This window comes from Thermoflexibacter ruber, assembly GCF_900113045.1.
In the GTDB taxonomy this organism is placed as follows: domain Bacteria; phylum Bacteroidota; class Bacteroidia; order Cytophagales; family Thermoflexibacteraceae; genus Thermoflexibacter; species Thermoflexibacter ruber.
In genome coordinates, this window is the sequence record NZ_FONY01000041.1 from 18,188 (window position 1) to 39,935 (window position 21,748).

Below are 21,748 nucleotides of genomic sequence, written 5' to 3' on the forward strand. Positions count from 1 at the left end.
GTTATTTATTTTTTTAAAAGAAGCAAACTTTTGAAAACTTTGCTTCTTTGTCCTTCCTGTTGCAATTTATATCCTCAATCCCACCGAGAAGGTAAAACCTCTGCCGTCAGAACTCCAAATTCCCGGTCCTGGGTAAAAAGTGGGTCTTTTGGTAAAATACTGCTTGTTGAGAAGGTTATTTACTCCAAAGCGGAAGGTAAATTTTTTAAGGTAATAAGTAGTATTAAAATCTAAAATGCCGTAAGAGGGGACAAGCCCAACTGCTCCATTGGCAGAGGGAGTTTCGGTATTAAGTGCATCAGCATAAGTCTGGCTTACATAGCTATAGAGCAAAGTCATAGAAAGGTTTTGGTAGCCAAAATTAATACCGCTTCGGCTTGTCCATTGGGGCGCGCTTTCTACCCAATTTCCTGCAATAGAGCGATTGGCACTGCCTACTGCTAAGATACCTTCGGTATAACGAGCATTGATGTAAGCTGTGGAATTAAATATAGATAGATACAGTTTGTAATAATCTATCACTTTCCAATCTATGAGGCTCTCTACACCGAAATTGCGGCTGTTGCCAATATTAGTTTTGAGAATATAAGACTCTCCTTTTTCATTGGTAACAAGTAAGTTGCCTAAGCGATTTTGGTAAGTAAGTTCAAAAACGTTGATGTCATAATTGATTTTTCCGAAAATTTCTCCTCTGACACCTATTTCTGCATTATGACCAAAAGCATTTTTTAGGTTTTTATCTGCTCTTTCTAAGCGAGAGGCAGGAATAATATCCTTGAAAATCACAGGGCGGTAAGCCTGCGACCAACCTGCATAGAGTTGATTTTTCTCATCAATTTGGTACTGGGCGGAAAGTCCGAAAAGTGGGAAACGATGTGGAATAAAGTTAGGTACATCTTGGGCATCTAAGTAAGCGATGTAGCCACTCATGTCTGATTGTCCATTTTCTATTCTAAACCCTTGTGTAAGAGAGAGTTTTTCTCCTATTTTCAACACATTTTCTACAAAAAAAGCAATATTCTTTGTTTTAAAGTGCATATCTCTCCCAAAGCCTTCTTGGGTAACAGCCAAATCAAAATCGCTTCCCGTAGTACCTCTGCCTTGCTGCCTGCGGTGCAAATCGTTGTTCATGTATTGCAAGCCACTTGAAAAATAGGCTTTTACATTTTTTATCTTGTACTCTTGCAAAACCCTTAATTCAGTAGTATAGCTATTGAAATTATCTATGTCGACTTGGCGAGGATTGTACTGCTGAGTAAGTGCGTTAATCGTATCTCTGACATTGGCAAAGCGGTCAAAAAGTACGCTGTTTCTAAAACCTAAAATTGCAGAACTTGTCAGACTTACTTTGGTATTTTTCCCAGCCTGCCAAAGCATCGACAAAGAAGGCACATAAATATCAGGGCTGTACCAATTGCGAGAACGCACAGATTGTCGTGGATTTTCAGCAAACATAGCGTCTGTCAGTTGTCCTGGGAGTCGGTAAAGGTAGATACTATGCCCTAATTCTGCTTTCAAAGTCAGTTTGTCGTTAGGTTGGTAAGTGAGGTTTATGAACTGACTTTCTGCATCGGAGCGGGCATTCTCTCTGTAGCCATTGGAAACTCTTTTGTGCCAATAGGCATAGTAAGAGAACTTGCCCACTTTTCCCCCAATCGCATTGTAGGAACTGAGCAAGCCAAAAGAACCTGCGGTATTGATGCTTTCAAATTCAAATTTTTTATTGGGGTTGGCTTGTTTGCTCACGTAATTAAGCATTCCCCCAAACTGCGCCCCATATTGCAAAGAGCCTGTACCTCTCACTAATTCTACCTTTTCTATAGACTCCATTGGAGGGTTATAATGACTTGCGGGATAGCCGTACATATCTGAATTAGTGATGATTCCGTTGTGTCTGATATTGAGTTCCCAGCTTCGGTGCGGGTCAAGTCCTCTGGTGCTAATATTCATTTGATTACCACTCCCGTCCATATCATACACAAAAACTCCCGGGATTTTCGCAAAAAGCTGTCGTCCTGTTTTTTCTGCGATATTGGTATTTAAGGCTTGAATGTGAATCACCTCGCTTTTTTTCCCTGCAAAAATATAGGTGTACTGGGTTTCGGGTAATTGCGTAATTACCTGTTCTCTGATTAAATAATCTTGAATAGTAACAGAATCCAAAACTTTGGTCTTTAGCGAATCTTGGGTTTGTGCCAAGAGTAAATGGTTTGAAAATATACAGATAGTAAAAATTAGCTTTTTCATTTTAGTAAACTTTTTTATGATTAGTGATGTGTGTGTTATCACACACATCACTGATTAGTCACCTTTTTATATGTTATCACATGAAAAGCAAAAATTTACCTATTCCCCTGCTTGCTTCGCCCAATTAATCGTGTATTGTCCAATGACTTTCCCGTGTGCCACTCCCATTTCGCAGTCGCTTCGGTAGTGAATGCCTCCATAAAGTCTTGACATGGAGGCTTCCAAAGCCATATTTTGTAATTTTTGGCTCTCATTAGGGAAAAGATAGCTCAAAACCGTAGCGGCTGTACTTGAGAACGTAGAGTGTCCTGAGGTATAAGCGGGGAAATTAGGTACACCCGTACCTGTCTTAATGCTTGGGTCAAGTTGGCTGGGTCGTGGATTAAAGTAAAAGTTTTTTACGTCCCAGCAAGCAATCGCTGCGTCCATAAGGCTCATATTGGTCAGTGCAAAGATACGAGCTGCTCGGACTTCACTCATTTTTGCTTTGATAACCAAATCCGCTGCAATAGCGTTCCAGTGTCCTGGAGGAGAGTATGTACCTACGCCGTCAGCCCAAAAATGCACAATTCTCAATCTTTCCCTGGTCATGTTTTTAGCGTACCACTTTACTTCTTCTATTTCTTTTTTCATCTGCTCCGACTTAGTAGAAGGTGGTGGTGCAGGTCTGAAACTTATCATTTGCTCAGTAGTGAACATCCACGGTTTTACTTTTCCGAATCCCGGCAACATTGGAGGGCGGTGCGGGGTTTCTAAGCTAATCCAAGGTGTTTCGCCTTTTTCAATAGCTGCCTGCTCTAAGGCTTTCCACATCGCAGGATTCCCAGCTGCCGCTCCCGCTCCGTCAGTTCTTGCTCTTGCCACTACTTTTGCGGCAACTGCCTTGCCCAGAGCCTCCCCAGCAATAATGTCGCTTAGCACATTTTTTCCAGACCAAAGTGCATAATTTTTACACTCCTCAGCTTTTTGAGTTAAAAAGTTCACTTCGCCGGGAAAAAGTAGCTTCATGGTTTCTAAACTTGCAGCTGCTATTACTGCATCTTCCGAAGGATAAGAGGGTAAGTTGCTGATAGGCACAAGGGTTTGAATGGTATTATCAGTTTTAGAAGGGGCAGGGCGATTGAACTTAAACTTGTAGTTCCACGCTGCTACCAAAGCATCATACTGAGCCACAGCAATATAAGCATACGCTCTTGCCGCATAAGGTGGATTAGCAAAAGGAAAAAGCGGATATGCTAAGGGATTGTTGGGGTCAGGAAAAGGATAAGTCCCATCGGAATTGTGTACGGGTGGTAAATTGTATTTGGCTACTAATTCCCTCATAATTTGATTCCAACGCAACATTACCCCTCCACTCCAATACTTCACGATTTCTTTTTGCTCATTGGTAAGTTTGCTAACAGTTGTTTTCAACTGAGCCAACTCGCTTCTGTACTCATTAGACTGGATAGTCGCAGGCTCTGGGATACTAATTTCATTAGCATTTGCCAATACAACTGTTTTCCAATTTCCTGCTTGTTGGTCTAAGCTTACAGGCAGAAAAGCCTCTAACTGTTCCCTATCAGTAATACTTTTATCGCAAGCAGTGATAGAGAATAGGAATAATAAAGCAAAAGCTGTAAAAAACTTATATATAGATATTGACGTTTTCATAATTTTAAACCTTTTTAAATTTTGAGTTTTTTCATCTGATACTTCTCGGTTAGTTAGTAATTCGTGTAATAACACACCAATTATTGACAAGGTAATTTTTCACGGACTTCGTACCGAGAATTATCACGTGAAAAACAAGACTTTTAACCCTTTGTCTGTATATCGTAACATTTCAAACTATCTTAAACCATTTTAAACATTGTAAACTACTCCCAACATTTGATGATATACAAGACCGAAGCAGTAATATTATTTGATTGCCCTACGTTTCTTCCTGCAAGTGTGGTGCTGGCACTTAACGTAAAGCCAAAGTTTTGATAGCCATAAGGTCGGTAAGTAGCCATGATTCCTACCTTGCTAAAATTCATTCTATTAGACGGGAAAGGCATATCATTTCTGCGAATATCACCACCGCCGAGTGTATTCATGTTGTCAAAAAATGCCTCTAAAATCATACGTTCTTGCATGTAGCCTGCTCGTGCAGAAAAATGCGTTACGTGAGGCATTTCCACTTCATTGGAGTTAAATTGTTGTCCATCAGTATAATAAGAAGTGCGGTCTATGGTAATATTACTTCGCCAAATGTATCCCATCTGTGCAGTGGCAAAGATACCTTGCTTAGTACGGTAGTGAGCAATGAGCCTCCCTTGCAAGGTTTTTGCCTCCAATCCTATGGATAGAGGTAGAAAATCTGCGGTGTAGTTACTCATAGGTGCGGAGAACGCCCCTACTGCCATGACATTAAACCTTCCAAAATCAGATTTTAAGTCGAGAGGTCTATATTTCACCCCAATCATGAGGTCTTGTACGCCTCTCATACCTGTCAATGTGCCTGCGGTAGCTTCTGTCCAAACATACGGTAGCATAAACATCACGTTGATATTTTTATTTATGCCAAGTGCCCCCATAGCCGTAATGCTTTGAGTGCTTACTGTACCTAAGTTAAGATTATCTCGCTTCAAAGTGCCTTCCCAGTAATTTTTCCAACTATCATGGGTATAACTTAACCCACCACAGAACAATCCCTTTCCCATCATTTGCCCGTCTGTGAAGGTCTGAGCGGGTGCGGAGATAGTTAAGAGAAAAGTACAAAAGTATAGAAGAAGGACTGATTCTTTTAGAAAATAAACTTTACTATATTTCCCTCTGATATATGTAATGTTTTTCATTATTTTTCAAATTTATTTATTAGATAATAGCCTATCACCCTTTGCAGGATTGCAAAAGTATAGATTGACAAAAGTTTAATTACTATAATAGAATGTGTGTAAAACGGGTAATCCAACAAACAGTAAAGTGCTTATTAAGGTTGCCCTTTACTATGTTTTGTAGGCTTTTCTGCGGTTCTTAACTATACAAAAATTAGCCTTTGTAGTTGTTGAATTAATGAAAAAACGAGAAAATAGATTTAGACTTCGGGAGGTGGCGAGGGAGTAGCAATCAAGGGCATAGCAGGTGAAGAATCATCAAGAATTACATTTTTTTCACTCGTTTTATTCCTCTGGTAGATAGAAAGAATGTGGTAAGCAGAAACTTGCAAATACTCTTTTGCAAAGGATTTGAGCAATTTCTGGTTTTGGTTATTATTTTTATCATTTTCAAAATCAACTACATAGCTTTTTACGTAGTTTGCGATTTGTGAAGCAATTTTTTCTTTGTAGCGATTATTTGCACAGTAAATATAGAGCGTATCATTTTCCACTTTGCGCTTTACCATATCATAAAACTTGCCCTTGTACTCAAAACTTCCGCTAATGGGTTCAAAATCGGTGTTTTTAGCAGGTACATATAGAGAAGCAGGGACTTTGATAATGAAGAGGTCGTCGTCGGGGATATTGTCATGGGCTAAACTTTGAGAAAAGTACATATTGGCTACTTTTTGCTGGTAAATCAGCACTAAGTAGTGTCCTATCATGTTGTAAATCAGTAGGAAAACTAAAAATATAGCTACAAGTTTTCTCAAAATCTTTTTTCTTTTCTCATATTTACTTCCCAAATGTAAGGAAAAGTTTGGAAAAATAAAATTTTCAAGCAAAAAACTTTAATTTAATAAGTCAATAGTTAGCACTCTGAAGTTTATATAATTTATGATTATCTTTGCGAAATTGGATATTCGTTGAGTAAACGTAATTACACCTAAAAATCAGAAAATCATGGTATTACTTAGTACATTTGATTGGACACTCCCCTTAAAAAATCCTGTATTAATTTTTTCATTAATACTTTTCATTATTCTATTCGCCCCAATTATTCTCAATAAGTTCAAAATTCCTCACCTTATTGGGCTTATCATCGCTGGGGCAGTTATAGGCACCAATGGTTTGAATTTAATGCGTAGAGATAGTAGTATTATTCTTTTTGGAACGGTGGGTTTGCTCTACATCATGTTCTTAGCGGGTTTGGAAATAGACCTTGCCGACTTTAAAAAAAATAGCCGCAAAAGTATTATTTTTGGCTTATATACTTTCCTGATTCCCATGACCTTAGGTACGCTTTCTGGCTTGTACCTACTCCAATTTTCATTGCCCACTTCTGTTTTATTAGCAAGCATGTTTGCTTCGCATACTTTAATAGCTTACCCTATCGTAAGCAAATTGGGTGTTACCAAAAATAAAGCCGTAAATATTACCGTAGGCGGAACGGTAATTACAGATACTTTGGCACTTTTAGTCTTGGCGATCATTGTGGGAATGTCCACAGGCGAAATAACTAACGAGTTTTGGATTAAGTTAGGGATTTCCATTTTAGCCTTTGTGCTTGCAGTCATGTTTGGTTTCCCTATCATTGGCAGGTGGTTTTTCAAGCGTTTTGATGACCATATTTCGCAGTATATTTTTGTGCTGGGCATGGTGTTCTTAGGAGCTTTTTTGGCAGAAGCCGCAGGTATAGAGGCAATTATTGGAGCTTTTTTAGCAGGTTTGGCACTCAATAGACTTATTCCGCGTACCTCTCCTTTGATGAACAGGATTGAGTTTGTAGGGAATGCCTTATTTATTCCTTTTTTCCTTATTGGCGTGGGAATGTTGATTGACTACAAGGCTTTTTTCAAAGATTTTGAAACTATCAAAGTGGCTTTAGTGATGACTTCGGTGGCTACTTTATCTAAGTTTTGTGCAGCTTGGCTTACGCAAAAAACCTTTCGCTTTTCCATAGACGAAAGACGGCTGATTTTTGGTCTGAGTAACGCACAAGCGGCAGCTACGCTTGCCGCAGTTTTGGTAGGCTACAACATCGTGCTTGGGCAGACTGACAACGGAGAGCCTATTAGATTACTGAACGAGAGCGTACTAAATGGTACTATCCTCATGATTTTGATTACTTGCACCATCGCTACTTTTGTTGCTCAGAAGGGAGCGCAAAACATAGCAGCAATGGAAGCAACTAACGAGGAGGTAGATGAAAGCGAGGAGGAAGAGAAAATACTCATTTCTATCCACAATCCTGAAACGATTGAGGAGTTGATGAATCTTAGTATCATGGTTAAATCTAAAAAAAATAAGGCAGGCTTGTATGCACTCAATATTATTAGCAGTGAGAACTCCGATGAGGTGGCTTACAAAAAAGCAAAAAAGATGCTCGACAAAGCCATTGAGATAGCCTCCTCAACCGATAATCAGTTGAACGATTTAGTCCGCTATGACCTCAATGTAGTGAATGGAATCACCAATACAGTCAAAGAACATAAAATTACAGATTTAATTTTAGGCTTACATAAAAAAATAGGTATTTCAGACTCTTTTTTAGGGAACTTGACCGAAGGCATACTAACCAAGTGCAATGCCAATACCCTGATTTATAAGCCTTCACAACCCTTAGCAACGATTAAAAAGCACGTCATCATTGTTCCTAAGATGGCAGAGAAAGAACTTGGCTTTTATGCTTGGCTTGGCAAAGTTTGGAACATTGGACGCAATACAGGCGCAAAGCTGGTTTTTTATGCTACCGAACAAACGCTTCACGCGATTAAAGAGGTGCATAAAAAGCACCACATAGAAGCAGAGTTCAAGGAGTTTTCAGACTGGGAAGATTTCCTTGTGCTTTCCAGAGATATAAAAAGCGATGATAACTTAATTATTGTCATGAGTAGGAAAAACCGCCCTTCTTATGATGATAATATGCCCAAAATTCCTAAGTACCTTAATAAATATTTTCAAACTAACAATTTTATGCTCATTTTCCCTACGCAAATAGGGGTAAGCGAAGAAACAGTCATAGATGACTTCAAGAATCCTTCTGTTTTAGAACCAATCAAGGAAAATATAGGCAGGTTAGACAGCATCGGAAAAACAATTAGTGGACTTTTCAAAAAGAAAAAGCAATAATTATCAGCATATCTTACTTTTATAGAACAGTATATCACCTTTATTATTTTCATTTTCTGCAATTAAAGTTTTATTTTTGAGAAAGTAATCTATGCACTCATAGGTCAAATAAACTGTGATTGCCAAGCTAAAATTCAATGAAGTCTAAATTCTTGCTTGTATGCTTTCTTCTTGTGAGTACTCGCCTCTATGCCCAAGAAGTTCTTTTTATTGACGGCTTAGAAGAAGTCATCAATCCTCAAAAATATATGCTTATCTATGAAGATAAGAGTAGGAGTTTGGGCATAGAACCAATCTTAACTTCCTCATTGCAAAGAAAATTTGAGCCAATGCCTAACCATATCCTTAATCTGGGAAATACTCAGTCTGCGGTTTGGCTCAAATTAAAAATAGATATTCAAACAGAGAAGAAATACTACCTCCAGATAGAAAACCCTTACTTAGATAGTGTTTCTTTTTATTATCAAGATGAGCAAGACAACTATCAGCTTAGGCTCACAGGGAAAAAATTGCCTATCAAAAATGAGGATATCGCCTCTACCCATACCATCATTGCCTTACCTGCCAACCCAGCCACGAACAAAACTCAAACTTTGTACATTAGGTTGGTGTCTAATCGGTACATGTTTATAGAAACAAAAGTTATTACTCAGCAAAGTGTATTAAGTGTTTTATTGCATAGATACCTCATAGAATTAGTCTTTTTGGGGATTATTCTCTTAGCTATCATTTATAATCTATTCATGTTTTTTTCGGTCAAAGATTTTGCCTTTTTGTTTTATGTTACTTATACTTTTTTTATCGGTATCAATCTTTTAAATACAAGAGGTTATCTTAGCTTGTTTTTCCCTGAATACAGAGATTTCATAGGACGCTACACTTACCTGATTAGTTCTATCTATCCTATTTTTGTGATGCTTTTTACAGTTACTTTTTTAAAATTCAAAAAGTATAGCTGCACACTTTATCGCATCGCTTGGGTTCTTTTATCTATTTCTATATTTAGAATCGTATTAAATATATCAGGTTTAGGTAGTTTTTTTTTCAAGGGGAGTCTTTTTTTTCTTACCCTCGACTTTGCCTTTTATATCATTTCAGGCATCATCATCTATGCGAAGGGATACAAACCTGCTATCTATTACCTCATAGGCTGGAGCGCATTCATAATCCTAACTAATTGGGCAACTTTGTCTTATACAGGAGTCTTAGAGTTTCACAGCTTCTCCAAGTATCTCACGCCCACAGGAATCGTTTTGGAAACTATTATTTCCTCATTGGCACTTGCCAATAGAATCAATATTTTACAAAAAGAAAATATCGAGTTAGTACAAAAGCAAAAAGAAAACTTAGAAAAAGAAGTGCAAAAAAGAACCTCAGAATTAGAGGAAACCAAACAGGAAATAGAAAAGCAAAACGAAGAACTACAAGAGCAACGCAAAGAACTTATTGAGATTAATAGGCATCTGGAAACGCAAAACAAACTCATAGAAACGCAGTACAGGGAACTGCATCAGCAAAAAAACGAAATCATAGAACTCAATAACAATTTAGAAAATAAGGTGCAGCGGCGGACAGTAGAATTAAAACAAACACTGGACAACCTTACAAAACAGCATGAGGACTTAGCCCAGTTTTCTTATATAGTTTCGCACAATCTACGCGCTCCAGTAGCCCGCTTATTGGGCTTGATTAGCTTATTCAATGAAAAGGACTATGACGACCAAGCCAACCGACAAATTTTTGAGCATTTGAAAAAAACTTCCTACGACCTGGATACTGTCATCAAAGACTTGACGCAAATCATTACCATTCGCAATGACTTAAATAAAACCAAAGAATCTGTAAATCTCATGCAAGTCATAGAAACAGAAAAGTTCCTGCTAAAAGATGAAATAGAAAAAGCACAAGCAGAAATTCACACCTTTATCAGTGATACAAACACTATATATTGTATCAAAAGCTACGTCCAGAGTATTTTGCACAATCTACTTTCCAATGCCATCAAATATCGCTCTAATAAGCGAAAGCTAATTATCCGTATCCTTATAGAAAAGATGACAGATTTTATCTGCCTTTCCGTAGAGGATAATGGATTGGGTATAGACCTTAGCAAGACGGATACATATAAAATATTCGGTTTGTATCAAAGAATGCACGAACATGTAGAAGGGAAGGGATTAGGGCTTTTTTTAGTAAAAACACAAGTCGAGTCTTTTGGAGGGAAAATAGAAATAGAAAGTAAGTTAGACGTTGGCACAACTTTTAAAGTATATTTTCCTATTTAAAAATTTTTATCTAATTTCAAACACTAAGAATGATAGATATAAATATTTATGTCTAAGAGGCTTTTAGGCTTGTTACTTTATTTGTTGCTAATTCATGTACAAGGTTTTGCACAAAACAAAAACCTCATTGATAGCCTTTTGCAAGAACTAAATGCTCGCCCTACTGATTCCATTCAAGTAAAAATTTTAGCGGAATTAGTTATTTTGTACAGTGGGAACGATGTTTTGACAGCTATCAAGTATGGCAACCAAGGATTAGAAATAGCTAATAAAATTAATTATTCCTACGGCAAAGTTCTCTTGCTTCGCAATATCAGTTTAGCCTATTTTACCAAAAGTGATTTTACCAATGCACTAAAATATGCCTTAGCATCGGTAGAAGAGGCAAAAAAAATCCGTGTTAATCATATTCTTTCTACTAACTTTTCTATCATAGCCAATATCTACTTTGCGCAGGAAGAATACGAAAAAGCAGAACAATACTGCCAAGAGGCTATTCGATTCGCCTCTTTAGCCCAAGACGAGCAGTCCCTTTGCATAGCCCTTAACCGTCTGGGAAAAATACTCATTATCAAAGAAAAATACTTAGATGCCCTAAAAGTTTTGGGGAAAGCAGTAGCCCTTGCCAAGAAAATCAAGCAAAAAGACAAAGAAAGCGATGCACTTTTTTACCTTGCCAAAGTCTATTTTTTTCAGAAAAACTACCCTGCCTCTTTGCAGATTTTGCATCAATGCCTCGCCATAGATAAAACCGTCCAAGATAATTTGTCAATTGCTATGACCTTGAAGGAAATAGCTAAAACTCATCAGACTTCCCGCCAGTTAGACAGTGCGATGCTATACAGCCAACAAGCCCTTCGTCTGATTTTGAGCATAGACTCCAAGCAAGAAAAATTGGGAATCTACGAAATTATGTATCTCATTTACAAAGAAAAAAGAGATTTGGCAAAAGCACTTGCCTATCACGAACAAATACTCCTACTCAAAGATAGCCTTTTTACCAAAGATAAAATAGATGCCCTGACACGCCTTCAAACAGATTATGAAATCAGAGAGAAGCAAAATGAAATAGAAAAACAAAAAATTGCTCTCCAACTCCAAGAAAAAACAATAGAGGAACAAAATATCATTAGAAATGTTACCATCATAGGTTTAGTTTTGTCGTGTATAGTAGCTTACTTTTTCCATAAAAACAATAAAAAGATAAAAAAAGCCAATCATATTACTACCTTGCAAAACAGACTTATCCAAGAACAGAAAGAAACCTTGCAAACTATCAATGAGGAACTGAACCAGCAAAACGAAGAGATACTTAGAATGAACGAAAACTTGGAAAAAATAATCTCTGACCGCACCAGCGAACTCAAGCACACAGTAGAAAATCTTTCTAAACAAAACCAAGATTTAGAACAGTTTTCTTACATTATTTCTCATAACTTACGCGCTCCTGTTGCCCGAATACTTGGGCTGATGAATATTTTTGATAGAAGCGAGGTAGTCCAAGCCCATAACCAGCAAGTAATGAGCTACTTAGAGAAAGCCACTCAAAATTTAGACGAAGTTATCAAAGACCTGACTCAGATTATTTCTATTCGCAAGAATCTGACTTCTATCAAAGAACAAGTAGATATAGAACAAGAATTTGACAACGAACTAAATTATTTTATCGGGGAGATACAACTCAATCAAATAACCATAGTCCGCGATTTTCAAATTAAACACATCAACTCCGTCAAAAGCTATATCCAAAGCATCTTATTCAACTTCATTTCTAATGCAATCAAATATCGTTCAGAAAAAAGAAAGTTAATTATTCATGTTAGTACTACTAAAATAGATGACTTGTTTCTTCTTTCCTTTCAAGACAACGGGATAGGCATGGATTTGACCAATACAGACCCGTATAAAATCTTTGGCTTGTATCAAAGAATGCACGACCACGTAGAAGGAAAAGGCTTAGGGCTTTATCTGGTAAAAACGCAAGTAGAATTTTTGAATGGCACAGTAGAGGTAGAAAGTCAAGTGAATGTAGGCACTACTTTTAAAGTGTATCTGCCCGTTTAAAAATTAGTTCTCATTTACTTTTCTATCCCTCAAAAACCTTCAATTCCAGAATTTTAGCTATTGCTTGGGGCAGAGATATGGTTTCTAAGACAATCTCCTCATATTTTAAGGGTCTTTTGTAATAGTGGCTGGTAGTTATGAATTTGTCAGAGAGCTTTACGTTTTCTACCATCATTTCTATAAAAATATCATTAATTGGACTTACATAACCTACCCTGTAAGTTGCTTCTTCTATCAAATATTCTAAAATTAGCTGTTGGTGATGCCGTTCACTTATCAAGAAGTAAATAGCAGTACTAACACATTGGTAATGAGTAATAAAATGAGCAATAGCAAAGTAAGGATACAGAACTTCTTGGCAATCAATGTTATATTTTTCAAACAAGGTCTCAATTGCTTGTTTTTTCTCTTCCAAAACTTGGTGAATCCAATATTCTGACTCTACCTCGCTGATGGGTTTCCACTCTCCCAAAATATCTCTGTATTCTAAATTAGCCAAACGCAATTTGTAGTCAAATGTATAGCCCTTGTTGCTCAGCACTACATACCCAGGATAATAGCAAGTAAACCCTTTTGCCTTAGCATATTCTATTTCCAATAACATCGTATATGTGCCTAAGCTATATTTTTGATAGTCCTGGTCATGCAAGCCCAAAATGCTGGCAATAGACTGAAAGCCCAAGTCAAAAAAACTTACAGCGACCAATCTATCCCCGTCATAGACCGCAATCTCGTAAGTATCAAATACACAATCTCGTGCATCTAAGTAATCATACAAAAAAACATGCAGGTTCTCCATGACAAAAATCTCAAAGCGGCTTTTTTGCTTTTGATAGAGCATTTCTTTGACTTCGTCTATGCTTGCTTTTCTGATGATATGAGTAAACTTTTTCTTGTTCTTTGCTAATAACTTACGAAAACTTTTACTGAACTGATAATCGCTTAACTTAGCCCTAATATTAATCACAGAGCCTACCGTTCCATCTATGCACAGATATTGAAGGCGAGAAATACTTGAGGAGGTACGAAACCAGCCACCTGCCAAGAGTTTGTCCAAACGTGAAGGGGAAAGGCTTTTAGGTTGATAAACTTCAACAAGCATAGTTTAAGAAGCAAAGTCTAATAATTACTAAGAAATTCAAATTAGCCAAATTTAGTGAATAGGGCTAAAATTTCCTCAAATTTTAACATCTTAATTTGAAATCTTGGTGGGAGATTTGGGTAAAGTAAAATAGAAACAACTTCCTTTATTCAATTCACTTTTTACCCAAATTCTCCCTCCGTTTTGCACTACAAAATCTTTACAAAGTAACAGCCCTAACCCTGTTCCTTTTTCTCCTTTGGTGCCTCTGGTAGTAAAGTGCGTTTTGTTTTCAAAAAGTTGTTTCATTTGTTCTTCTTTCATACCTAACCCCGTATCCTTGACCCAAATAGTTACAAAATTGGTATCCTTTTCTTCTTCTTCTGCTCCCACTATTACTACCCCATTAGGAGAGGTAAATTTGATTGCATTGGCTATCAAGTTTCTTATAATTGCTCTGAACTGATTTAAGTCCGCATAAGCGATAGTATTCTTTGGTATATGATTCAGAAGTGTAATTTTTTTATCTTCGGCTATTGGCAAAAACAAGGCAATTTTTTGATTTATATTCTCTTGTATATCAATTATTTCTGAGGAGATAGTAGCTCCTTGCATTTGGCTTTTTGCCCATTGTAGCAAGTCATTCAAAGTTACATCTAAGGCATCTAAACGTCTTTTCACATCGTTGGTCATGGAATTGATTTCTTCTTTGCTCAGAGCATCTATTGCTAACAGTGCCAAAGTACCTTTTAGCGCACCCAAAGGACTGCGAAGGTCATGAGCAATAATAGAAAACATTTTGTCTTTGAATAAATTGTTTTTCACCAACTCTTCTGTTTGCAATTCTACGGTTTTCAGTGTTTGTTGTAGTTTGTTATTACTCTCTTGGAGTTCATAAGTGCGTTGTTCCACTTTCTCTTCCAAAAGTTTATTCTGCTCTAAAATAATAATCTTTTTTTCTTGCTCTTTTAATAGCTTCTCTTCCATCAAATCTCTTTTAGCCTCATTGATTTTATTTGCTAAAGCCAGAGAAAACAACATCATTTCTAAAATATTACCTACTAACATTCCATTCACGGTATAGATATTACTTTCTATCACTTGGAATAAATCAAGTACATAGATGATTACCCCAATATTGTAAAGGATATTTCCTATTAGATAGAATGTGATATTGCTTTTTACTTTTCTTATAGCAAGCAAAGAGATACAAAGTATCCCTAAATTAGCAATACCAGAACATATCATCAAGTAAATCTGGAGATACTCATACGCTCCAAATGCAATAAGCAAAAAATTAGAGCCTACCAGAAAGCATAGAAACAGGGCTATTTTGTTTAGAAAAGGCATATTCTTAGGTAGGTCTAAGAAACTACGAGTAAATAATAGCTGAAAAAGAACATAAAAAATAACAGGAATAAGTATTAACCACAAAAAATAAGTGGGGGGGGCTGGTGCTACTAATTCTTCATAAAGACCTCTTTCTGAGAAATCAGCAATGCCAAATGAGAATAGACATAAAACATAATACAAGTAATTTTTATCTTTTAAAATAATTAGCAAAATAAGGTTATAACAAAGCATTACGCTGATTGCTCCAATAAAAAGCAAAGAAAAATAACGTAAGCCCACTTTATTAGTTTCCCAAAAGTAATCATAATATTCCCCATGCAAAAAAGCAAAGTCTATAGCAGGTTTTACTTGCGAAATATAAATAGGCTGTGAGCGATTAATATGAAAATAAAAAGTGCTTTTATGAGGAGGTAACATGACATATTCTACATCTTCCAAGCGTTTAAAAGAACGTTGAGCGACTTTCTTGGTCAATGTATCGCTTGCAAGGTAGATAGTCAAATGCTCGAAATAGCCAAACTGTAAACCTATCTTTTTTGCTGTATCGCTTTTATTATCCACATCTAACCTCAGCCAAATGGATTTTGCCTTGATATCTAAGCTTTCAATATCGAGGCGATGGAATTGTTTTTGGACAGTAGGCAGTAAGATTGCATTTAAGTTTTTCTGTGTGGTACTATCTACCAAAATCTGAAGATATGGCAACAAAGAAATTCGCTTGTAATGGTCTGTAGGGTTTAGCACTAATGTAGGCGTATTCCCAGCAAATAGCTGAATAACAGTTAAACAAACAAAAACAAACAAAAAAAAATATCTAAACATTAGAAAAAAATAGCTTTTGAATAATAGCAAAAAACTCTCTTTTGATAACTTCTGAGTTTCTTTTTTGTTCCTAAAAATACGAGAAGTTCTTAACAAAGATACAAAAGCCTATATGAGACTGCATGAAAACCCTAAGGATTTTTGAAAATGCTTAGGCATAGCTAAGGAAATCATTATGAAAATTACTTTACAAAAATTGATTTTTTTGATAGCTTTATCATCAAATCTATCCTTTCAACAACCAACTCATCCCTTCTGCCTCTTTATCAAAAAATCGTGTGCTTTCCAACTGCTGTGGGTTCTCTTCCACCGCTTGCTGTATGGAAACTTGGGTAAAAATATCTTCAGGCATGATAAAAGCAAAGCGACTAACCCCTTGCTCGATAAGTGGCTGCACCAAATTGACATCTGTCCAGACTTGCAAGTCAGGCGTAATAACAAAAAATAAATTTTGTGTATTTACACATAGCTTAGCAGGCTTATTTTTCAAGCAAAAATCGCGAGTTTGAAGTTGCTCATTTCTGTACTGCTCCTCTGTCATTAGCTTAGTATTTTCCTGCCAAGTAATGCTTACTAACTTAGTGTCCGCATCAAAAGTAAGTAATTGAAAATCTGTTTTTTCTGTTATCATATTTTTTTAGTTTAGTAATGCAAATTAGTTGTTATTTTTCCTAACTTACAAATTGGTTTCTAAAATTTCTTTCACCGCCCTTGCTGCACTTTCCATCGCCCCGTGAATACTCGCATGATGCCCATTGGTGCAGGTAGCTTCTCCTGCAAAAAATAATTTCTCTGCTATTGGCTCAGCAAGTATCTGACGACTATCGCCACCTCCTACTTTGTCAAAAGAATATGTACCCTTGATAAAAGGTTCTTTTGTCCAGTCCATAAGGTAAGATTTCTCCAAATTGGCAGAGGCTACATTCGCACCAAAGATGTTGTCCAATTCATTTAAAATGGAGTTGATAGCTTCTTCCCCCTGATGACTTAAAAACTCTGCGTTCACCCCATTGACTAAGGCAGTCAAAACATATTCATTCTCATTTCTTTGAAAAGAAGTTACCCAATACTCAGGGACAAGTTGCCCAAAAATAGAGTTCGTATGCTCTCCCCAAAAAGCTTGCTTAAATTTCAAAATCACCTTCATTCCTGCTCCCATGCCTATTTTTTGAATTGCTAATTCTTTTTCTTTAGGTAAGACAGGATAAAAATTAATAAGATTCGCTTTCAAAATAGTCAAGGGAACAGTCAAGACAACCTTGCTTGCTTGGAAACTTTGTCCATTTTGGGTAATGATACTCACCAAATCTTCAGAATAATCTATGGCTTTTACCTCTTGATTGTACTGGATTTTGTCTAAAATACTTGCAAAGTAATTTTTTAAAATGGCAGAATGTGAATGATTTTTAAGCATAAAGGTCTGATAACCAGCCTTCCAATGCTGAAACTCATAAGCTAAACCTTTCATGCTAAGCCTACTCGCCGAAGTCCCCCTTTCATTGGCTAACTCTGCGTTCAAGATGTGTTGAATACTTTTGTCTATCTTCTGCTTGTCCATGTACTCTTGCAGAGAAATATCCTCCCCTTCATAGTTTACTATCTCCTCTATCAAATCTAAGGCTTTTTTATAGTGCTTGTTCTCATTGATGCGATCCTCGCTAAGCAGTTCATCATTTACAAAGTATAAGTTTTCTCCACTTTCACTGTCAAACATTTCTATATTAGCTTGTTTTACCATTTGGTAGTACAATGAGTTTTCTCCATGAATTTCCTCTGCACCTATTTCCACAGGAAAAGAAGCAAACCCTTCCAATGTCCTCACTCTACCACCCCATTGTGCTGAAGCCTCTAAAATAGTTACTTCAATGCCTTGATTATGCAAAAGATAAGCGGCATACATACCAGCTACACCCGCCCCTACAATAATGATGTTACTTTGTGCATGTACTTCGTGAAGTGCCTCAGTAGATTCCTCTATTGCTACTCCTCTACTTCGTGTATCAGACATTCTTACTGCCATAGTAGTTCAACTATTTTTTTATATTTAATTGGGTAAAAATAAAAAAATGAGTTGTAAAAATCCTCTACAACTCATTTCTATTTTTATTTAAAAAGCAGTTAGTTTACATTAAGTACAGCGTTACTCCTCAATGAGAATATATATTTTATCTTGTAAACAAGTAGATTCCACAAAAAGGCTATAATCATCAAAGAAAATTTAATAAGCAATGTTTTCATAAGATATGTAAGTTTTTATATAGTTAGTTTATTTTACAGTAGCTTATACGTTCATGTAAATATTTAGGTTGCAAACTTTATAAAAATATTCACTTATAAAATATCCCACTATCTTCATTTTAATCACGCTATCAAGGAATTTTCTCTTTTCCTTTACTCCTTCAAAAAAAAATTTAAAAAGTGTATAAAAAACACTAACCTTAGTGTAAAAAATACGTATATATTGTTAGAATCTGGAATCAAAAAAATTAGAAATCTGGAATTTCTTAATTTTAAATCATTCCAGATTAAATCATTCCAAATTAGCAAAAAGATGAACGACAGCAACAGAGAACGTGATTTAGTACTCGCGCCAAACGAGTACGCTTTTATTTCCGACCAAACCAAAGGCAACATCAATGTCTATGTAGGTCCTTACAAGACGAGCTTGGCAAATACCGACAAACCTGTACTGTTTGATGCCGAAACCAAACAGTTTATCAAATGTAATCTTGACGAGTCTATCCAAACTTTTACCATTGCACCAGAAGGGTGGTACGTGATTTTGAAAAATCCACCCAAAGACGGAAATCAGCCCAAAGTAGGCACTTCCAACAACTTAGGGGAGCTAAATATTGGGCGAAAAGTCAATATACCCGGTCCCGTTTTCTTCGCTCTTTGGCCTGGGCAAATCGCCAAAATCGTTACAGGGCATCACCTTCGCTCCAATCAGTATTTGGTCGTAAGGGTATATGATGAAACCGAAGCGAAGAAAAATTGGACAAAAGCAGTCGTAAAAGTGAAAAATGCAGAAAGCGGCGAAGACGAAATCATTAGTACAGAAGCACCCGATTTGATTACAGGTAAAACCCTGATAATCAAAGGAACAAATGTTTCCTTCTATATTCCTCCCACGGGCGTAGAAGTAGTCAGGGACGAGCAGGGCAACTATGTAAGGGAAGCCGTAACTCTGGAACGCTTGGAGTATTGCATTTTGCTTGATGAAAATGGAAAAAAACGCTACGTACAAGGTCCTAATGTAGTTTTTCCAGAGCCAACGGAAGACTTCGTAGTTCGCAACGGCAACCGTAAATTTAGAGCAATTGAGCTAAACGAAATCAGTGGTTTATACATCAAAGTCATAGCTCCTTATGAAGAAAACGGCATCCGTTATGAAGTAGGGCAAGAGTTATTTATTACGGGCAAAGACCAGATGATTTACTATCCACGCACCGAACACGCCATCATCAAGTACGGAGAGCAAGAAATCTATCATGCTGTAGCGATTCCCTCAGGGGAAGGTCGCTATGTACTCAACCGAAAAACGGGTGCCGTTACGCTCAAAACAGGACCTATTATGTTCTTACCAGACCCCAGAGAGGAGGTCATCGTAAGGCGAGTATTGGATTTGAGGCAGGTAGAGTTATGGTTTCCGGGGAATAAAGAAGCCTTAGAGTACAACGCCAGACTCAAAGAGCTTTTCCAGCAAACCCAACAAGACGAGTTTATTTTGGCAAAAGATGCGGACTTAGCCCTCAAAGGAGGTACAACCAAAGAGGAATCTCGCAAACGCTCTATGACGACCGTGCCTTCTGGCTTTACAGGGGAAGAATTTAATCGCCCAGAGCAGTTAGCAAGACCAAGAACAATCACGCTTTACAACAAGTACGAAGGAGCAGTAACTATCAATTTGTGGACAGGCTATGCGGTCTTGGTCGTAAGCAAAACAGGCACGCGCAAAGTCATTGTAGGTCCGCAAACTTATTTGTTGGAATACGATGAGAACTTACAAACCGTAGAACTTTCCACAGGTACGCCCAAGACAGAAGAAAATCTGCTTAGAACAGTCTATTTGAAGGTTTTACACAATAAAATTTCCGATATGGTCAAAGCAGAATCTTCTGATTTTTGCCAAGTGAACATTCATCTTTCTTATCGTGTAAACTTTGAGGGGGAGCCTGAAAAATGGTTCAATGTAGAAAATTACGTCAAGTTTTTAACCGACCATATTCGTTCTGTGATTAGAAATGCAGTCAAAAAGTACAAAATCATGGATTTTTATGCCAATGGCATCAATATCATCAGAGATACGGTACTGGGGGTAGCAGGGGAAAACGGCAAGCGTAATGGCAGGCGTTTTGAGGAAAACGGTATGCACATCTACGATGTAGAGGTGTTTGACATCAAGTTAGGCGATGCCAACATTGAAAAAATGCTCATCAATGCAGAGCAAGACGTGATTCGTCAAAACTTAGCCATTGCCAATGAAAAACGCAAGCTCGAGCTTACCGAAGAGGTAGAAAATGTCAATCGTAAAATCAGCGAAAGCAAGTCCCAAACCAAACAGCAAGCGTTAGAACTGCAAAAAATAGAAATCAAAAAAGAACTGGAAAGCAAAATGGCGGCAATAGAGTCTGAAATCAAATCTCGTCAGCGTAGTTTAGATGCCAAACTCGCTGAGCAAGACCTCTTGGCAAAAATCAGCAGTGCTGAACTTGCCGTAGAAAAAGAACGCCAAGCGTTTACGCTTGACGTAGAAAAGCAGCAATTGGAAATCTACTTGGCTGAACTCAAAGGAGAGGTCGAGGCAGTCGTTGCCAAAGCAAGTGCCGTTTCTCCAGATTTAGTAGCCGCACTCCAAGCGTTCAGCGATAGGGCATTGGCAGAAAAGGTAGCGACTTCCATGGCTCCGCTTTCTATCTTAGGAGGCAAAAGCGTAGCAGAAGTCTTTGCCAATATGCTCAAAGGAACGGTCTTAGGCAATACGCTTGGTAACGTGAAAGAACAGTTAGAAGAGGGTGGATTTGGTTTGTAAGACAAAAAACCAAACCCATCAGGTTTTGAAAACCTGATGGGTTTTATTATAAAAAGGAACGTGGAAAAATTTACCACGTTCCCTAAATTTATTACTCATTGTAAAAAACAAGAGATTTGTATAAATGTAACTGTACTTTTTGAAAAAAACAATAAAGTTTTTAACTTTGGAAAAAGTAACCACACTATGCTCACAGAGGTAAAAACCACACTTTATTCCTTAGATGACTATTTGCGATTGGTAGAGATTGTAGAAGACAAGCCTTTTTTTGAGTACAGCGAAGGCATCATTTATTGGAGGTACGACCAAAAAGAAGTCCCAGAAGAAATTTTGGATTTTCTTTTTAGCCCTGATTACGATTGGTACAAATTCATGCAACTTGCCCTTCAATACCATTTAGAAATGAAAAGTAAAAATCATTCCCTTATCAACTCTAATATTTTCTTAGAGATTGGTAAACAATTAAATCAAGAAAAGTATAATCTTTATACAGAAGACCCCAATATAAAAATTCCCAATAAAGAAAAATCTCGCATGCCTGACCTATGCGCCACTTCTGCTATAGATGAAAAGCGCGACGAGAAAGGTTTGGTAGAAAACCCCATAGTGAACATAGAGATTCTATTGCCTTCCACCCAAAAAATAGACAAAACAGAAAAATTAGAAGAATACCGTTCTATTCCCTCCCTCCAAGAGTACATTATGATTGAACAAGACAAAATAGGCATAGAGCAACACATCAGAAAGGGAAAAAGCAAATGGGAGGTAAACCTCTTAGACGAAAAAGACAAAAGCCTGCAAATCAAAGCAATAGAAGTGGATATAGCCATCGCTAAGATTTACAACAAAGTGGCTTTGAAGAAGTAAATAGAAATTCAATCCTAAGTAA

13 protein-coding genes are annotated in these 21,748 nt (G+C 37.1%); 5 read left to right on the forward strand and 8 right to left on the reverse strand.

The genetic code is table 11. The features are described from left to right. Nucleotides 1–66: 66 nt before the first annotated feature. The 4 genes from BM141_RS18365 to BM141_RS18380 form a co-directional block, all read right to left on the reverse strand. Entirely contained in the window at nucleotides 67–2,247 is a 2,181-nt protein-coding gene (locus BM141_RS18365; RefSeq protein ID WP_091548933.1) for a TonB-dependent receptor family protein, read from the reverse strand. Nucleotides 2,248–2,346: 99 nt separating this feature from the next. Beyond that, nucleotides 2,347–3,900, reverse strand: a complete 1,554-nt coding sequence (locus BM141_RS18370) for a vanadium-dependent haloperoxidase (RefSeq protein WP_091548950.1) — start codon at nucleotides 3,898–3,900, stop codon at nucleotides 2,347–2,349. A gap of 206 nt (nucleotides 3,901–4,106) precedes the next feature. Then, the gene (locus BM141_RS18375; RefSeq protein ID WP_091548934.1) at nucleotides 4,107–5,069 is read right to left on the reverse strand and encodes a transporter; all 963 of its coding nucleotides are present in this window, start codon (nucleotides 5,067–5,069) and stop codon (nucleotides 4,107–4,109) included. Between the two features lie 239 nt (nucleotides 5,070–5,308). Further along, nucleotides 5,309–5,863: a hypothetical protein gene (locus BM141_RS18380; RefSeq protein WP_143090987.1), complete on the reverse strand. Its 555-nt coding sequence runs from the start codon at nucleotides 5,861–5,863 to the stop codon at nucleotides 5,309–5,311. Nucleotides 5,864–6,053: 190 nt separating this feature from the next. Between BM141_RS18380 and BM141_RS18385 the strand changes: the two genes are divergently transcribed. The 3 genes from BM141_RS18385 to BM141_RS18395 all read left to right on the forward strand — a co-directional run bounded on the left by BM141_RS18385 (nucleotide 6,054) and on the right by BM141_RS18395 (nucleotide 12,571). Next, on the forward strand, nucleotides 6,054–8,222 hold the full coding sequence (locus BM141_RS18385; RefSeq protein ID WP_091548936.1) for a cation:proton antiporter: 2,169 nt from the start codon (nucleotides 6,054–6,056) through the stop codon (nucleotides 8,220–8,222). 137 nt (nucleotides 8,223–8,359) lie between these two features. Then, nucleotides 8,360–10,507, forward strand: coding sequence for a sensor histidine kinase (locus BM141_RS18390; protein ID WP_091548937.1), 2,148 nt, complete (start codon nucleotides 8,360–8,362; stop codon nucleotides 10,505–10,507). 48 nt (nucleotides 10,508–10,555) lie between these two features. Continuing rightward, nucleotides 10,556–12,571 carry a tetratricopeptide repeat protein gene (locus BM141_RS18395; protein ID WP_091548938.1) on the forward strand — a complete coding sequence of 672 codons (2,016 nt, stop codon included), beginning with the start codon at nucleotides 10,556–10,558 and terminating at the stop codon, nucleotides 12,569–12,571. Nucleotides 12,572–12,593: 22 nt separating this feature from the next. On the opposite strand, the gene BM141_RS18400 is transcribed toward BM141_RS18395, so the two are convergent. The 4 genes from BM141_RS18400 to BM141_RS18415 form a co-directional block, all read right to left on the reverse strand. Next, complete coding sequence (locus BM141_RS18400; RefSeq protein ID WP_091548939.1) at nucleotides 12,594–13,673, reverse strand: GNAT family N-acetyltransferase; 1,080 nt, start codon at nucleotides 13,671–13,673, stop codon at nucleotides 12,594–12,596. Between the two features lie 90 nt (nucleotides 13,674–13,763). Then, the gene (locus BM141_RS18405; protein WP_143090988.1) at nucleotides 13,764–15,827 is read right to left on the reverse strand and encodes a sensor histidine kinase; all 2,064 of its coding nucleotides are present in this window, start codon (nucleotides 15,825–15,827) and stop codon (nucleotides 13,764–13,766) included. 226 nt (nucleotides 15,828–16,053) lie between these two features. Further along, nucleotides 16,054–16,458, reverse strand: a complete 405-nt coding sequence (locus BM141_RS18410) for a hypothetical protein (protein WP_091548941.1) — start codon at nucleotides 16,456–16,458, stop codon at nucleotides 16,054–16,056. Between the two features lie 45 nt (nucleotides 16,459–16,503). Next, entirely contained in the window at nucleotides 16,504–17,847 is a 1,344-nt protein-coding gene (locus tag BM141_RS18415) for a flavin monoamine oxidase family protein (protein ID WP_091548942.1), read from the reverse strand. Between the two features lie 531 nt (nucleotides 17,848–18,378). Between BM141_RS18415 and BM141_RS18420 the strand changes: the two genes are divergently transcribed. Further along, entirely contained in the window at nucleotides 18,379–20,859 is a 2,481-nt protein-coding gene (locus BM141_RS18420) for an SPFH domain-containing protein (protein ID WP_091548943.1), read from the forward strand. A gap of 186 nt (nucleotides 20,860–21,045) precedes the next feature. Next, on the forward strand, nucleotides 21,046–21,726 hold the full coding sequence (locus tag BM141_RS18425) for a Uma2 family endonuclease (protein WP_177217450.1): 681 nt from the start codon (nucleotides 21,046–21,048) through the stop codon (nucleotides 21,724–21,726). The last annotated feature ends 22 nt before the right edge of the window (nucleotides 21,727–21,748 follow it).

Excerpts from the sequence above, each read along its gene's own strand:
- BM141_RS18365 (WP_091548933.1), bottom strand. The coding sequence starts at position 2,247 with ATGAAAAAGCTAATTTTTACTATCTGTATATTTTCAAACCATTTACTC.
- BM141_RS18370 (WP_091548950.1), bottom strand. The coding sequence starts at position 3,900 with ATGAAAACGTCAATATCTATATATAAGTTTTTTACAGCTTTTGCTTTA.
- BM141_RS18375 (WP_091548934.1), bottom strand. The coding sequence starts at position 5,069 with ATGAAAAACATTACATATATCAGAGGGAAATATAGTAAAGTTTATTTT.
- BM141_RS18385 (WP_091548936.1), top strand. The coding sequence starts at position 6,054 with ATGGTATTACTTAGTACATTTGATTGGACACTCCCCTTAAAAAATCCT.
- BM141_RS18390 (WP_091548937.1), top strand. The coding sequence starts at position 8,360 with ATGAAGTCTAAATTCTTGCTTGTATGCTTTCTTCTTGTGAGTACTCGC.
- BM141_RS18395 (WP_091548938.1), top strand. The coding sequence starts at position 10,556 with ATGTCTAAGAGGCTTTTAGGCTTGTTACTTTATTTGTTGCTAATTCAT.
- BM141_RS18400 (WP_091548939.1), bottom strand. The coding sequence starts at position 13,673 with ATGCTTGTTGAAGTTTATCAACCTAAAAGCCTTTCCCCTTCACGTTTG.
- BM141_RS18405 (WP_143090988.1), bottom strand. The coding sequence starts at position 15,827 with ATGTTTAGATATTTTTTTTTGTTTGTTTTTGTTTGTTTAACTGTTATT.
- BM141_RS18410 (WP_091548941.1), bottom strand. The coding sequence starts at position 16,458 with ATGATAACAGAAAAAACAGATTTTCAATTACTTACTTTTGATGCGGAC.
- BM141_RS18415 (WP_091548942.1), bottom strand. The coding sequence starts at position 17,847 with ATGGCAGTAAGAATGTCTGATACACGAAGTAGAGGAGTAGCAATAGAG.
- BM141_RS18420 (WP_091548943.1), top strand. The coding sequence starts at position 18,379 with ATGAACGACAGCAACAGAGAACGTGATTTAGTACTCGCGCCAAACGAG.
- BM141_RS18425 (WP_177217450.1), top strand. The coding sequence starts at position 21,046 with ATGCTCACAGAGGTAAAAACCACACTTTATTCCTTAGATGACTATTTG.